The following is a 14312-nucleotide window of genomic DNA, read 5'->3' on the forward strand; positions in this document are numbered from 1 at the left end:
GTCCTAAGACTTAACTGCTCCATCCCGAAAAGGGTGACGGAACCCACAATTTGGGAACCGCAATCGGCGTAGATTCGTATATCCAATTGGGCGGAGCTCCGCCGCCTGGGCCTTATGAATCTTCGCGATCTCTTCATCGACGTTTTCAGCACACTCTGGGCGCACAAGTTGCGGACCGCTCTCACTATGTTTGGGATCGGGTGGGGCGTGGTGTCGATTGTGCTCATGGTGGCGGCGGGCGAAGGGCTGCGCGTGGGCCAGAAGAAGCAGACCGAGAATCTTGGCAAAGACATCATGATCGTGTTTTCGGGCGGACGCACGAGCATGCAGGCGGGCGGGCAGCGCGCGGGGCGCCGCATTAAGTGGAGAGACACCGACATTCCGCAGGTGAAAGAGGATTCGCCGAATTGCAAGTACGTGCTACCGGAGCTGGGCAACAATGTGCGCATCCGCAGCCAGTACAACAATGCGTCGCTGCTGATTTCCGGTTCGTATCCGGAGTTCGCAGAAGTGCGAAGCATCGATGTGGCGCAGGGCTCGTTTTATAACTGGGAAGACGTGCGGCAGACGCGGCGGGTAGCGTTCCTTGGCAGCGATGCTGCGAAGCAGTTGTTCCCTGGGCGTAATGCGCTGGGTGAGACCATCCTGCTGGCGGATCATCCTTACCTGGTGATCGGCGTGATGAAGAAGAAAGACCAGGACTCGAGCTACGACGGCTTCGACGTCAACAAAGTTTTTGTGCCCTACACCGCGGCGCGCGAAGATTTTCCGAACAAGCCACCGGACGATGCGCACTCGCTGGACCGGCTGCTGATTGTGCCGAATTCCGTGGAAGAGCACATGGACTGCAAGCGCGAGTTCCGCAACTCGCTCGGTCGCATCTACACCTTCGACCCGCGTGACAAAGAGGCCGCCGGGGTTTGGGACACAGTAGAGGAGGCAAAAGAATTTCAGAAGATGACCGACGGGATGAAGTACTTCCTCGGTGCAGTCGGCGTCACAACGCTGTTCCTGGGTGCGATTGGCGTAATGAACGTGATGCTCGTGGCCGTACGCGAGCGCACGCGAGAGATTGGCGTGCGTAAAGCTGTGGGCGCGCCGGCGCGCAGCATCCTCATGCAGTTCTTCCTGGAGACGTGCATCATTGTGGCGCTGAGCGGCGGTGGAGGCCTGCTCGCCGCGTTTGGATTCTGTGCGCTGGTGAACCTGGCGCCGATGCCGCCATTCTTCGCGGGACTGCTGCCGACTTGGCAATCGGGACTGCTGGCGACCGGCCTGCTCGGGGTTATTGCGGTGTTGGCGGCGATGTATCCGGCGAGCGAGGCAGCGCGCATCGATCCGATTGAGGCGCTGCGTTACGAGGCGGGAGGCTAACGATGAACATGCTGAAGGAAGTGTTCATCGAAAGCTGGCATGCGCTGGCGCGAAACCGCACCCGAAGTTCGCTCACGATGCTGGGCATTGTGTGGGGCATCACCAGTGTGACGTTGCTGATCGCCTACGGCAGTGGGTTCCGCAAAGTGCTGGTGGATGGGTTCGATGCATTCGGCCGCAGCGTGGTGATTGCGTGGCCGGGACAGACGAGCTCGCAGGCGGGCGGACAGCGCGCCGGACAAAAGGTGCGCTTCGAAGAAGCCGACATTGAAATGGTGAAGGCCAACGCCGGGTTCGTGAAGACGATTTGCCCGGAGACGGTGCACAATGACTCACTCACCTATGGCGACCGGCTGGCGAATACGGCAATCCGCGGCGTGTGCCCGGAGTATGGCACGATGCGCAACGAAGTTGCGGGCGAAGGGCGCTGGCTCAACGCCACCGACGAGGTCGAGCGGCGGCATGTGGTGTTCCTTGGAAATGTCCTGAAGACGCAGTTATTCAGCGGGCGCGACGCGGTCGGCGAAACCGTCTTGATCATGGGGCAGCGCTTTACCGTGGTCGGCGTGATGGACCGCAAGATGCAGCTCTCGAACTACTTTTCGTCCGATGATCGCTCGGCATTCATTCCGCACTCCGCAGCGGGCGATCTGTGGGACACGAAGTATGCAAGTGTGCTGGTATTTGCGCCTATCGCGCCGCAATATGAGAAGCGCGCGAGTAAGCAAGTATTGGCGGCAATTGCCGAGCGCCAACATTTTTCGCCAAGTGACGAAAAGGCGATCCAGATGTTCGGGCGCGATGAATTTCGTCCGATCATTGACGGACTGACCATCGGGTTGCAGGTGCTGCTGCTGTTCATCGGCATGTTGACGCTCGGAATCGGCGGCGTGGGCGTGATGAACATCATGCTGGTCTCGGTGGATGAACGCATCCGCGAGATCGGCCTACGGCGCGCGCTGGGCGCGAAGAAGTGGCACATCAAACTGCAGTTCCTGGCAGAGACGATGCTACTGATGCTGATGGGCGGCGTGATCGGAATCGGACTCTCTTACTTGCTGTCGTGGGCAGTGGGTACGCTGCCACTGCTCGGCCCGTTGTTCGAAGACGACAGCGGAAAGGGCGACATCCACCTGCACATTTCCATATTCACGGTGCTTCTCTCAACGGCGGTGCTGGTGGTCACCGGGATCGCCAGCGGACTGGTGCCGGCGTTCAAAGCATCGCGTCTTGATCCCGTAGAGGCGCTCCGCTACGAGTAGATTGATTTGACCGGCGGGTCTGCCGGTCGTATGGTGAGCGGGAGCCTATCCCGCGAGGAACCGCACTGTGCCAGTGCTTTCGGCGACTGAAGCCATCTCACCTGCATTTCGACATACCACGACACAGATGTTTAAGCGATTCCGCTTCGCCTTCTGGCTGCGGATGGCGGTGCTTGGGTTCTTCACCGCTGAAATGAGCAGTGGCGGGGGCGGTTTAGGCAACTTCCCAACGAATTTTCCGGACAAGTCTTCGGGCAGGCACGCGGGAACCCAGATGCCCGGTCACCTGGCATGGTTCACGCCAACGCACATCCTGGAATTGGCGCTGGCGGTTGCGATCTTTGTGGTCGTGCTCACCCTCATCATTCTTTACATCAATTCGCGACTGCGCTTCGTGCTGTTTGACGCGGTGCTGCAAGGCGACACGCGTCTCGGCGAAGGATGGCGCAAATGGCGTGACGCCGGGCAGCGGTATTTCGCATGGCAAATCCTTCTCACCGTCATCTCGTGGATGCTGCTGATTTTGTGTCTTGGGTTGCCAGCGGCGCTGCTCTACAGCGGCCATCATCTTGGGGTTTGGCATATCGACGCGCTGGGAATCGCAACCCTTGTGGTGGCTGGATTGTTTTATCTACTGCTCGCGGTGGTGCTCGGCATCGTAATGGTGCTGGCAAAGGACTTCGTGGTGCCGATCATGGCGCTGGAGAACGTGGGCTGGCAGGACGGCTGGCGAAAGTTCTTCGAGATCGCGCGCGGACAGGCGTCGGATTACGTGGTGTATTTCCTGATGAAAATTGTGCTGCGGATTGGCGCGGGGATTGTTCAGGGGATTATCGGAGTGTTCGTGATGTTGATTCTGATCGTCCCGGCAGTGCTAGCGGTAATTGCCGGCGTGGCGATTGGCGTAGGCGCCACGATGGTGGTGAAGGCGATGTTGATCACGGCGGGGATCATCGGATTGCTGATCATGGTGTTCCTGATGATTGCCGTCAGTGCGCTTATCGGCGCGCCGGTTTCGTTCTTCTTCCCGTCGTATGCGATCTATTTCTTCGCGGGAAGGTATGAGAGGTTGGGGAGGATTGTGTTTCCACCGCCGCCGCCCCCTCCTGCACCGCCGGCGCCGATCGTGCCGGAGCCGATGCCGGAACCGCCGCCTCTACCGGCATAGGAAGCGTCGTGATGACAGGGGTCCTTCGACTCCGTCGCGCTTCGCGCGACTCCGCTCAGGATGACAGAAGCACTACTCCTCGTCCTTGTTGGCGTTTCTCGCGCGCGATTTAATCCAGATTGGAGTGCCGACGAATTGGAACGCGTCGCGAATCTGGTTCTCGAGGAAGCGCCGGTACGAAAAATGTAGCGGCGTGGCGCGGTCGGTAAAGAGGATGAACGTGGGCGGTGAGACGGCAGCCTGCGTCATGTAGAGGATGCGGACGCGCTGCGAATACGGTACGCCGGCGCGCTCGAAATCCACGTGTTTGAGGAAGCGGTTCATCTCGCCGGTTGCGATACGTTTGCGACGTTCGCGCGCAACCAGCTCGATGGCCTCGTAGATCTTCCCGGAACCATAGCCCGTCTCCGCACTCGCGAAAACGATGGGCGCGTAGTTGAGGAACTTGAGGTGGCGGCGCACCTGCTCTTCGAAAATGTCCACCTTCGCGGCGGGCTTGCCGTCGGCGCGGTTGATGGTGACCAAATCCCACTTGTTGATGACGACGATAACGCTGCGGCCGGCCTCGTGGGCGTAGCCGGCGATGGTCGCGTCGATGGCGGTGACGCCTTCGGTAGCGTCGATGAGGACGAGCGCGAGGTCGGCGGCTTCGAGGTGCTTACGCGCCATGACCACGCTGAGCTTTTCCGCCATCAAACGCGTTTTGCCTTTGCGGCGGATGCCTGCGGTATCAATGAAACGGAAGATCTGGCCGTCGCGCTCGACGACTTCATCCACGGCGTCGCGGGTGGTGCCGGCGATGGGCGAGACGATGGCGCGCGCGGTGCCGGTGAGACGATTGAGCATGGTGGATTTGCCAACATTGGGGCGGCCGATGATCGCGATTTTGATTTCCGGCGTTAGTTCGGAGTCTGGTTGCTCGGCGCCTTCGTGCGGTGCGTCGTCAATTTCAGAATCGAGATCGACCGAGGGCTGATCGTCGAAGGTGTCGGCGGGTTCGGCTGCCGTCTTGGCGTTCCTCAGCGCGGGTCGGGCGCCCGCGTTTTTGTCCTCCACAGTTTTGTCGCCCGCAGCTTTTTCGGGGATGCGCTCGAGAATCTCTTCCAACAATTCCGCAACACCCGTCGAATGTTCGGCGGAGATGGGAACCATGGTGCGGATGCCGAGGCGGCGGAAGTCTTCCACATAGGACTCAAGTTTCGGGTCGTCGATTTTGTTGACCGCGAGGATGAGCGGCTTGCCAGTGCGTTGCAGCAGGCGCGCGAGATCGATGTCGGGCGATGCAAGCTCGGTGCGAGCGTCAACCACCATCACGATGACGTCGGCTTCTTCGAGCGCGACCTTGGCCTGGCGAAAGATTTCCGCGGGGATGAGGGCTTCGTCGTCGGGGACGATGCCACCGGTGTCGACCACGCGCAGACGCTTGCCGGCCCACTCGGAGTAGCCGTAGAGGCGGTCGCGCGTGATGCCGGGTTCGTCGCCGACGATGGCGCGCCGCTGACCCACGAGCCGGTTAAAGAGCGTGGACTTGCCGACGTTGGGGCGGCCCACGATGGCGATCATGCCGACCAGCGGGAGGGTTACGGTTTCTTTCTTCTTACGTGCCAAGTGGGCCTTCTTCTTGAAACAGAAAACAAAAAGGTAGCTTCCCTGCGAATCCGCATTGCTATGCGGACTCTCCGGTCGCCATGACAGAGGGCTAAGGTGTTAATGAGGCGAGCGGCAGAAGCCACTCCAGCTATTATAAGAACTTCTCACCTTTCTCGTGGCCAGTAGCTCACAATCCGCGGCAAGTCCGGCTCGCGACATCCGTTCGCTCACCCTGTCGCAGTTCTTCGGACCGGGCGGTGTGCTGGCGAAATCGCATCCGGCATATGAGTTCCGGCGCGGGCAGTTGCAGATGGCGCAAGCCGTGGAACAGGCGCTCACCGAGAAGCGGCACCTGATCGTTGAGGCCGGGACAGGAACCGGCAAGACGTTGGCGTATCTCGTGCCAGTGATTCGCTCGGGACTGCGCGTGATCATTTCGACGGGCACGAAAAATCTCCAGGAGCAGCTCTTCTATAAAGATGTTCCCTTCCTCGAGCGCGCGATTTTCGGCGCGGAGTCAGACCAGAAGTTGAAGGTCTGTTACATGAAGGGGCGCAACAATTATCTGTGCCGCAAGAAGCTGTATGACCTAAGCGACCGGCCGGTGCTCAACGGCCTGGAAGAGATTGACCAGTTCCGGCAGATCCGCGAGTGGGAGGCCGTGACCACGACCGGCGACCGCGCGGAGTTGACCGCCGTTCCCGAGGCCAGCCTGCTCTGGCCAAAGCTCGACGCGCGCGCGGACGCGTGTGTCGGCTCGAAGTGCAAAGATTTCGAGCGCTGCTTCATCACCGAGATGCGTCGTACGGCAATGGAGAGCGACATCATCATCGTCAATCACCATCTGTACTTCGCCGATCTCGCGATTAAGCAGGCGGCGGATGGCGCGCCGGATGTCGGCATTCTGCCGGAAGCCGCGGCAGTAATCTTCGACGAGGCGCACGAACTCGAAGACGTCGCGGGCAGCTACTTCGGGGTGAGCGCGTCGAACGTGCGCGTGGACGACCTGGTGCGCGATGTTGAATTCGCAATCAAGGAATTTCATATCGCGTCTCCGACGCTGTTGCAGGCTTCGCAGCGAGCCCGCGAACGCTCGCAGTTGTTCTTCTCGCTGGTTCCACAGGGCGAAGGGCGATTCGCGTTCGAGAACCGTAAGGAATTTCTGGAAGAGAACGGGGAAGAGTTTCTCGCGCTGCAGAATGCGCTGGGGCATCTCTACAGTGAAATTCAGGCGTTAAAAGAGAAACCGGATGAGTTGTTCAACCTGGCTCGACGCACCGAAGAACTGCGAGTACAGCTGAGTTTCCTGCTGGAATCGAATGACAAGAACACTGTGTATTGGGTGGAGCGTCGAGGCGAGTCGCGCCGCGCTGGAAGGCAGGGACACAACGTGTTTTTGCAGGCGACGCCGATTGATGTGTCGGCAATCCTGCAGCGCACCTTGTTTGCAAATTTGAACACCGCGGTGTTGACCTCGGCGACGATCGCCGTCGGCGGCGGCTTTCAATACGCCCGCGGACGATTAGGGCTACAGGATGCACGCGAACTCGTCGTGCCCTCGCATTTCGACTACGAGACGCAAGCGGTGTTCTACGTGCCGCCAGATATGCCTGATCCGCGCGAGCAATTGTTTTCGCGCAAGGCGGCCGATCGCATCCGCCAACTGCTGGAGATCACGCGTGGGCGCGCCTTCTGCCTGTTCACCAGCTACGCGCAGATGAACGACGTCTACGACCGGCTGCTCGGGGAACTCGATTATCCGATGCTGAAGCAGGGCGATGCACCGAAATCAGCACTGCTCGAAGAGTTCCGCACTACGCCCGGTGCGGTGCTGTTCGCGACCAGTTCTTTCTGGCAGGGCGTGGATGTGCAGGGCGAACAGCTGAGCTGCGTCATCATCGACCGGCTGCCGTTCGCGGTGCCGAACGATCCCGTGGTTGCCGCGCGGATCCGCGCCATTGATGCCGATGGCGGCAATGCGTTCTTCGACTACCAGGTGCCGAGCGCGGTCATCGCGTTGAAGCAGGGCTTCGGCAGGCTGATCCGCTCCCTGCACGATCGCGGCGTGGTGTGTCTACTCGATAATCGAATTCTGAAGAAGCAATACGGACGTGTGTTTGTGGAGAGCCTGCCAAAATACTGGCGTACGACCGACATTCGTAAGGTCGAGGAGTTTTTCGCAGGGCCCGAAGCGGATTAGTGCTGGCGGTCCGCCTTTGCGCATCTTATCCAGGATGCGAACTTCATCCATCGTTGGCGCTGCATTCTTAGGTATCGCGACGGGACTTCGCTCCATAACCGGCTTGGCCGCGTTGTCGCAGGCAGCGCGCCGACAGCTTGTCGAAGTTCCGTTCGCATGGCTCGGTTCAGAGAAGGTCGCCGAAGGCCTCGCGATTGCCGCGGGCGCCGAATACTTAGGCGACAAATTGCCCTTCGTTCCCGCACGCACCGAAACCGGTCCGCTGGCGGGACGGATGTTGTTTGGCGCGCTCTGCGGTGCGCTGGTGGCAGAGCCGGAGTCGCGGGCGGCCGCGATGGTTGCGGGAGTGATCGGGGCTGCAGGCGCGGCGTTCGCAGGATTTCACATGCGAAGGCGAATCACGCAGGATGGTGCGATGGACCTTCCTGTTGCCTTGGCAGAAGATGCGATTGCCATAACGTTTGCGGCAGCTGGTATCGCAGTCGCTAGTTTCCGGCGCGATCGGCAGCGCAGACCCTTGAGAGCTTCGTAATCGACAGGGGTCCTTCGACTGCGCGTCGCGCTTCGCACGACTCCGCTCAGGATGACCGGGGGACTAGAGTTCTATTTCCATGAAGACATCGGCGCGGACGAATGGCGATGGGTGCGCCGGAACGTGCTTGAAGCCTACGGATTCATAGAGGTGAATTGCGCTCCCCAGCTTGTGACTGGTCTCGAGGCGCAGGCGTTTGATGCCAAGTTCCTTGGCTTCCTGGATGGCGAACAAGAGGAGTTTGCGGCCGATGCCGCGGCCTTGCCAGTCTTCAGAGACGGCCATCTTCACGAGCTCGAAACCGCCATCGTGCTCCGGCGTGAGGGCACACGTGCCAATCACTTCCGCTCCTGCGCAGGCTACGAAGATCGCTCCACCCGGACTGACGATTTTGCCCAGCGGATCGGCGAGCATAATGCGGTCGGGTTCTTCCAGGGTGAAGAACTTCGAGATCCAGTGCTCGTTGAGCTGGCGGAAAGCTTCGGCATCGTGGCGCTGAAAGTATCGGACGCAAACTTCAGGCGGCATGGCGGACGGCACTTGCTGCGAAAGTACGTAGAGCATATCTGATCTCACGAATAACCCCCACAAACGAATCAATGAAAAAGATTTTCGGACGGATCGAGTCATACGTCCAATATCTTGTTTATCGCGATTAAGATGTTAGAGGTATGGATAACGAAATCGAACTCCGGCACTTGCGCTACTTCGTGGCAGTAGCGGAAGAACTGCATTTTGGGCGCGCGGCCGCGCGGCTGCACCTGGCCCAGCCTCCACTGTCGCAACAGATCAAGAAGCTGGAAGAGATCCTCGGGTACGCGCTGTTTACGCGAACGTCGCGGGCGGTGAAGCTGACCAGCGCGGGCGAAGTATTTCTGGAGCGCGCGCAGCGCACCTTGCGTCATGTGCGCGAAGACATGGAGGAAGTCCGCAGCATTGGCCGCGGCGAAGTGGGCTACCTGCGCGTGGGATTTATCGGATCGTCCATGCTGACGGTGCTGCCGGCGATCTTCGGGCGATATCGCCGTGCGTATCCGAAGGTGAATTTGCAGTTGCAGGAGTCTTACACCTCGGGCGTGGTGGAGGGGCTGCTGAAAGCGACGTTGGATGCGGGCATTCTTCGCGATGGCGGGCCGACGCATGGCCTGACGGTGGAACGGTTGTACTCGGAGCCATTCGTGGCGGTGCTGCCCGGCAAGCATCCGCTGGCGAAACAGCGTGCCCTCTCGCCGCGAGCGTTGAAGGATGAGCCGTTTGTGTTTTATCCGCCGTACTCGAGCAAACTGGCATATGAGAAACCGGTAAGCATTTGCGAGGCGCACGGCTTTCGGCCAAAGGTGGTACAGGAAGCACCACAATGGTTGACGATCCTGCGACTGGTGGGCGCGGGCCTGGGGGTGTCGATTGCGCCTGCCTGCGTGGAGCGCATCGCGGCGCCGGATGTCGTGTGCATTCCATTACGGGGTGCCGCCGTGCGCAGCGACATTGAGTTGGCGTTCCGCGAGGGCGAGGGACGCGAGATTGTGCGCGCGTTCGCGGAAATTGTCCGCGATGGATTTGCGCACGGACGAAAAATGAAGATTCCGTCATAAGCTTGTTGCAACTCACGTGAGAACTGCGCAGTCCAATAAGCTTCATTGTGTGCTGAGCGAGATGAAGCAACGAGCGTGTCTCTTTTCCCTATGCATGACTGTGCTGTGCGGGTTTCTGCTGCTCGCGAAGGCCAGCGGCTCCGAGCCGCAGTTGAGCGAGGGCGGGCAGATTTATACCAAGGCGTGCGCGGCGTGTCACGGGCCTGACGGCAAGGGCACGGCGAAGGCGATTGCCGGCTTCGACCAGCCGAATACTTTTCCAGATTTCTCGCGTTGCGACCAAACCACATCGGAAGTGAACTCTGCCTACGCGGCGGTGATTACCTATGGCGGGCCGTACCGTGGGTTCTCGCAAATCATGCCGTCGTTCGGGAAGGCGCTGACGCCGAAAGAGATCAACGAACTCGTGCACTATCTCCGGAGTTTCTGCACGAACTCGCATTGGCCGCGCGGCGAGCTGAACTTGCCGCGAGCGGTGCAGACGGAAAAAGCCTATCCCGAAGATGAAGAGGTCATCACCGCGGCGGTGAATGCGCGCAACGCGCCGGGCGTGGAGAACCACATCATCCACGAGCAGCGCTTTGGGATGAAGAACCAGTTGGAAGTGGACGTACCTCTGATGTTCACGCATCCGGAGCAGAATTGGTACGGCGGGATTGGGGATGTGACGATCGGCTGGAAGCGGGTGCTGTATTCAAGCCTACCGAAGGGATCGATCTTCGCGGTGCAGGGCGAAGTCTCGGCGCCGACCGGCAATTACAACCACGGCCTGGGCGCGGGGACGACCTCATTCGGTGTCTTTGGCATGTACGACCAGCTCTTCCCTACGAACACATTCTTCCAACTGCAAGGCGGCGCTGCCTTGCCGGTGGACACGACGAAGGCCCCGCAGAACGTGTATGGCTATGCGACCTTCGGGCAGACATTCGCGGGAGATCACGGCTTCGGCCGCGCGTGGTCGCCGATGGTGGAGTTTCTCGCGAACCGCGATCTGGTGAACAGTGCGAAGACCGACTGGGACCTGCTGCCGCAAATGCAGGTCACGCTGAGCAAACGCCAGCATGTGCGCGGGGACATTGGCGTGCGCGTGCCGGTGACCGATACAGCGCATCGCCCGATCCAGATTGAGTTCTACCTGCTGTGGGACTGGGCCGACGGCAAGCTGACGGAGGGCTGGTAATGAAACTCTCCGCGACACTGCTCACGATGATTGCATTGCTCTCATTGCCGCTGCTGCTCCGTGGCGGGAAACATGAAGAGCTGAAGCCCGCGTTCCAAACGTCGGACCGCTGCATGGCCTGCCACAACGGATTGACCGACACGCAGGGCAAAGATATTTCGATCGGCCTGAGTTGGCGTGCGAGCGTGATGGGCAATTCGTCGCGCGATCCGTACTGGCAAGCGAGCGTCCGTCGCGAGACGATCGATCACCCAGCGGTGAGCGCCGAGGTGCAGGACGAATGCTCGATCTGCCACATGCCCATCGTCCGCTACGAAGCGGCGATGCAGGGCAAAAAGGCAGAGCCCTTCAAGTTCTTCCCGCTTGCGCAGAATGGAACGAAGGAGTCGCGCGATGGCGTTTCGTGCGCGGTGTGCCACCAGATTTCGTCGGAACGACTCGGTACGAAGGAGAGTTTTACCGGACAATTCAAAGTCGACGCGCCGAGCCAGAAAGACGTGCGCCCTGAGTTCGGGCCTTTCGCTGTCGATCCTGGACATCAGCGAATCATGCAGTCCTCTACCGGCGGGTTCACGCCGATGGCAGCATCGCATATCCGCGATTCGGCACTGTGCGCGACGTGTCACACGCTCTACACCACGGCACGCGGCGAGGGCGGCAAAGCGATTGGTACTCTGCCGGAGCAGGTTCCGTTTCTCGAATGGCAGCACAGTTCGTATGTGAACGAAGCCACGTGCCAGAGCTGCCACATGCCCGAAGTGAAGGGCGCGGTGGGAATCACTGCAGTTTTGCCGGTGATGCGCGAGGGCATGCATCAGCACACCTTTACGGGCGGGAATTTCCTGCTGCCGCGCGCACTCGATAAGTACCGCAACGAGCTCGACACCCGGGCGCTGCCGCAGGAGCTCCAAGCGGATTCCGAACGTACGATCCAGTTCCTGCAAACGCAGGCGGCGAAGGTCGCGGTCAAGAACCTCGATGTAAATGGCAGCACGATGCGGGTGGATGTCGAGGTCGAAAACAAGACCGGGCACAAGTTGCCAACGGCGTATCCCTCGCGGCGAGCGTGGCTGTGGGTGAAAGTGACCGACCGCGACGGCCACACCGTCTTTGAGTCGGGCAAGCTGAACTCGGATGGATCGATCGCCGGCAATGACAACGATGCCGATCCTACAAAGTACGAGCCCTACTATCGGGAGATCACGAGCGCCGACCAGGTGCAGATCTTCGAAGACATTCTCGGCGACGAGCGCGGGCAGGTAACCACTGGTCTGCTCAAGGGCGTGCGTTATCTCAAGGACAGCCGCCTGCTACCGCAGGGATTCGACAAAGCGACGACTTCGAAGGACATTGCGACATACGGCAATGCCACGGACGATCCGAATTTCGCCGCCGGCGGCGCGCTGGTGCGCTACTCGGTGCCACTCGGAAACGCCGCGGGGCCGTTCCATGTGCAGGCTGAGCTCTGGTATCAGCCAATCGGTTTCCGCTGGGCGCACAATCTTGAACCATACCTGCAGGCAGACGAGCCAAAGAGGTTCGTGAATATTTACAACGCGATGTCGAATGTTTCTGCGCTGAAGTTGGCAGGCGCAGAAGCTACTCGCTAACGAGCTCGATCTGCGGCAGCGTGCGGATCTCACGGAATTCCGTATCGAGCGTCACGAGGTACGCGCGCAAGTTCGCGCGTAGCGCTTCGACGGCGACACCACCGTACGTCTCGGGATACTTCTCCAATCGTCCCAGGGCTTTCTTGGCCATCGAGCGCGCACCGCCAAGATTGTCTCGGCGGAAGTGGAAGAGCGAACCGGCGACCTGGATGAGAGCTTGGAGGAACGTTTTCTCCGGCTCTTCCGACTTGAGCCATACGGCTTCCCAGTGTTCGTGGGCTTCGAAGAACTGCTCTCGGCGGAAGCATGCGAGTCCGGCGCTCATCTCGGGGGTGGACCAGTCGATCATCTGAGCAAACCTACCACGGAGACACGGAGGCACGGAGAGGTGAAGGCTGTTTGTCAACATTCTCCAACGTGACAACCTGCTCAATACGCGCTTCATCTAGGCCATCCAGCAGTACAGGAGTGGTCTATGCGATTGGGTCGAGTCCTGTTTTTCGTTGTTATGAGTTGCCTGACAGCGCTGGCGCAGATGACGCCTGCGAGCTGCACCTTCAAAACTTTCGATTTCGGAACCAGCGGGATCACCCTTCCTACCGGGATTAACCGCTGGGGGAATGCCATTGGCTTCGATTCGGTGCAGGGTAAGGAATGGATCCGGTTTACCGATGGGCGCCTTCAGGTTTTGACTACGGCGGCCAGAATGACGAAGCGCAATGCGTTTGGCGTGACCGTCGGAGCTCGGTCCCACAAAGGCGCGATCCTCACTCCCGATGGCAAGCTGACGTTGCTCGGATACCCAGGCGCGGACGACACCAACTTCACCGGCATCAATCGCTATGGGACGATCGTTGGGCAGGCCTATCACCAGGGGACGAATGCATTCCAGGTGACCTTCGTTCTGCGCGGCACCACCTTCACTAAGCTCCCGCTGCCCGATGGCGCGAACTCGATCGTCATCAGCGATACCGGTGTAATCGGCGGAGACTACCCGGTGACCAAGAACGGTGTGGTCTACGTCCACGGATTTATCTATGCCAACGGCAAATTCCAGGATTGGGTTGTGCCGAATGAGACCGATGGGGACGTTGTCGATATCAATGCCACCGGCGAAATTGCGAGTTCGGCGGCCCTTTACAAGAACGGCAAGTTCTACAGCGTCACGTACCCGGGGCCGTACAACTCGGGCAGCATTCAAGGAATGAACGGGTTCGGAAACATCACGGGCTACTACGAATCGTCGCTCACGACCATCAGCGGATTTGTGGGGGACTGCACGTTGCCGTAAGGCACCGATCCGAACAACTTCAAACCAAGCTGCTCTCTCAGCAGAATGCCCGATCTACGCGCTAAAATAGATATTCCCACGATGCCCGGAGTGTCTCGTTAGGGCGTCGCGGCAAGGATCTATGTACGAAGTTACCGTGGAAGATACGTTTGCGGCGGGGCACTACCTGCGCAATTACAAGGGCAAGTGCGAGAATCCGCACGGCCATAACTATAAGGTGCGGGTCACGCTGCAAGGCCGCGAGCTTGACCATGCCGGGCTCCTCCTCGACTTCAAGGACCTGAAGGTCGTGATGAAACCGGTGGTGGATTATCTCGACCACCAGATGATGAACGATATCCCACCGTTCAACGAGGTCAACCCGTCGGCCGAGAACATCGCCAGGTATTTCTACGACGAGTGCAACAAGTTCCTCGCCGGGCAGACCAGCGGGCGCGTGCGCGTAAAAGACGTGACCATCTGGGAGACCGACACGACGACCGCGACGTATTACGAGTAGCGGCGCGCATTTTC

At 59.8% G+C, this 14312-nt stretch carries 13 protein-coding genes; 10 read left to right on the forward strand and 3 right to left on the reverse strand.

The genetic code is table 11. From position 1 onward, the window contains the following. Window positions 1-114 precede the first annotated feature (114 nt). From ACID345_RS24075 to ACID345_RS24085, 3 genes are all read left to right on the forward strand, one after another. Entirely contained in the window at window positions 115-1374 is a 1260-nt protein-coding gene (locus ACID345_RS24075; RefSeq protein WP_011525427.1) for an ABC transporter permease, read from the forward strand. A 2-nt stretch (window positions 1375-1376) separates the two neighbouring features. Continuing rightward, on the forward strand, window positions 1377-2636 hold the full coding sequence (locus ACID345_RS24080) for an ABC transporter permease (protein ID WP_011525428.1): 1260 nt from the start codon (window positions 1377-1379) through the stop codon (window positions 2634-2636). Window positions 2637-2763: 127 nt separating this feature from the next. Next, window positions 2764-3804, forward strand: a complete 1041-nt coding sequence (locus ACID345_RS24085; RefSeq protein ID WP_041856051.1) for a DUF7544 domain-containing protein — start codon at window positions 2764-2766, stop codon at window positions 3802-3804. Window positions 3805-3876: 72 nt separating this feature from the next. Here the strand turns inward: ACID345_RS24085 and der are convergent, their stop codons facing one another. Further along, window positions 3877-5412, reverse strand: coding sequence for a ribosome biogenesis GTPase Der (gene der, locus ACID345_RS24090; RefSeq protein ID WP_011525430.1), 1536 nt, complete (start codon window positions 5410-5412; stop codon window positions 3877-3879). Between the two features lie 157 nt (window positions 5413-5569). Here der and ACID345_RS24095 point away from each other — a divergent pair, with 157 nt between their 5' ends. Together ACID345_RS24095 and ACID345_RS26115 are read left to right on the forward strand one after the other, a co-directional pair. Continuing rightward, window positions 5570-7594 (forward strand): ATP-dependent DNA helicase, encoded by a 2025-nt coding sequence (locus ACID345_RS24095; RefSeq protein WP_011525431.1) that lies wholly within the window; start codon window positions 5570-5572, stop codon window positions 7592-7594. Window positions 7595-7628: 34 nt separating this feature from the next. Further along, window positions 7629-8126 (forward strand): DUF4126 family protein, encoded by a 498-nt coding sequence (locus tag ACID345_RS26115; protein ID WP_011525432.1) that lies wholly within the window; start codon window positions 7629-7631, stop codon window positions 8124-8126. Between the two features lie 63 nt (window positions 8127-8189). Here the strand turns inward: ACID345_RS26115 and ACID345_RS24105 are convergent, their stop codons facing one another. Continuing rightward, on the reverse strand, window positions 8190-8690 hold the full coding sequence (locus tag ACID345_RS24105; RefSeq protein WP_011525433.1) for a GNAT family N-acetyltransferase: 501 nt from the start codon (window positions 8688-8690) through the stop codon (window positions 8190-8192). A gap of 107 nt (window positions 8691-8797) precedes the next feature. On the opposite strand from ACID345_RS24105, the gene ACID345_RS24110 reads away from it, so the two are divergent. The 3 genes from ACID345_RS24110 to ACID345_RS24120 all read left to right on the forward strand — a co-directional run bounded on the left by ACID345_RS24110 (window position 8798) and on the right by ACID345_RS24120 (window position 12508). Beyond that, on the forward strand, window positions 8798-9718 hold the full coding sequence (locus tag ACID345_RS24110) for a LysR substrate-binding domain-containing protein (protein WP_011525434.1): 921 nt from the start codon (window positions 8798-8800) through the stop codon (window positions 9716-9718). A 61-nt stretch (window positions 9719-9779) separates the two neighbouring features. Beyond that, on the forward strand, window positions 9780-10898 hold the full coding sequence (locus tag ACID345_RS24115) for a c-type cytochrome (protein ID WP_148210248.1): 1119 nt from the start codon (window positions 9780-9782) through the stop codon (window positions 10896-10898). Continuing rightward, on the forward strand, window positions 10898-12508 hold the full coding sequence (locus tag ACID345_RS24120) for a hypothetical protein (RefSeq protein ID WP_011525436.1): 1611 nt from the start codon (window positions 10898-10900) through the stop codon (window positions 12506-12508). The genes ACID345_RS24115 and ACID345_RS24120 overlap by 1 nt, the downstream gene beginning before the upstream one ends. Here the strand turns inward: ACID345_RS24120 and ACID345_RS24125 are convergent. After that, a complete protein-coding gene (locus ACID345_RS24125) occupies window positions 12498-12857 on the reverse strand; it encodes a DUF309 domain-containing protein (RefSeq protein WP_011525437.1) in 360 nt (119 codons plus the stop codon). The two genes, ACID345_RS24120 and ACID345_RS24125, sit on opposite strands and share 11 nt — an antisense overlap. A 126-nt stretch (window positions 12858-12983) precedes the next feature. On the opposite strand from ACID345_RS24125, the gene ACID345_RS24130 reads away from it, so the two are divergent. Further along, window positions 12984-13799, forward strand: coding sequence for a hypothetical protein (locus tag ACID345_RS24130; RefSeq protein WP_011525438.1), 816 nt, complete (start codon window positions 12984-12986; stop codon window positions 13797-13799). Between the two features lie 121 nt (window positions 13800-13920). Continuing rightward, window positions 13921-14298 carry a 6-carboxytetrahydropterin synthase QueD gene (queD, locus tag ACID345_RS24135; protein ID WP_011525439.1) on the forward strand — a complete coding sequence of 126 codons (378 nt, stop codon included), beginning with the start codon at window positions 13921-13923 and terminating at the stop codon, window positions 14296-14298. Window positions 14299-14312 lie beyond the last annotated feature (14 nt).

The sequence above is a fragment of the Candidatus Koribacter versatilis Ellin345 genome, assembly GCF_000014005.1.
Taxonomy (GTDB): Bacteria; Acidobacteriota; Terriglobia; order Terriglobales; family Acidobacteriaceae; genus Korobacter; species Korobacter versatilis_A.

Excerpts from the sequence above, each read along its gene's own strand:
- ACID345_RS24075 (WP_011525427.1), top strand. The coding sequence starts at position 115 with ATGAATCTTCGCGATCTCTTCATCGACGTTTTCAGCACACTCTGGGCG.
- ACID345_RS24080 (WP_011525428.1), top strand. The coding sequence starts at position 1,377 with ATGAACATGCTGAAGGAAGTGTTCATCGAAAGCTGGCATGCGCTGGCG.
- ACID345_RS24085 (WP_041856051.1), top strand. The coding sequence starts at position 2,764 with ATGTTTAAGCGATTCCGCTTCGCCTTCTGGCTGCGGATGGCGGTGCTT.
- ACID345_RS26115 (WP_011525432.1), top strand. The coding sequence starts at position 7,629 with ATGCGAACTTCATCCATCGTTGGCGCTGCATTCTTAGGTATCGCGACG.
- ACID345_RS24105 (WP_011525433.1), bottom strand. The coding sequence starts at position 8,690 with ATGCTCTACGTACTTTCGCAGCAAGTGCCGTCCGCCATGCCGCCTGAA.
- ACID345_RS24110 (WP_011525434.1), top strand. The coding sequence starts at position 8,798 with ATGGATAACGAAATCGAACTCCGGCACTTGCGCTACTTCGTGGCAGTA.
- ACID345_RS24115 (WP_148210248.1), top strand. The coding sequence starts at position 9,780 with ATGAAGCAACGAGCGTGTCTCTTTTCCCTATGCATGACTGTGCTGTGC.
- ACID345_RS24120 (WP_011525436.1), top strand. The coding sequence starts at position 10,898 with ATGAAACTCTCCGCGACACTGCTCACGATGATTGCATTGCTCTCATTG.
- ACID345_RS24125 (WP_011525437.1), bottom strand. The coding sequence starts at position 12,857 with ATGATCGACTGGTCCACCCCCGAGATGAGCGCCGGACTCGCATGCTTC.
- ACID345_RS24130 (WP_011525438.1), top strand. The coding sequence starts at position 12,984 with ATGCGATTGGGTCGAGTCCTGTTTTTCGTTGTTATGAGTTGCCTGACA.
- queD (WP_011525439.1), top strand. The coding sequence starts at position 13,921 with ATGTACGAAGTTACCGTGGAAGATACGTTTGCGGCGGGGCACTACCTG.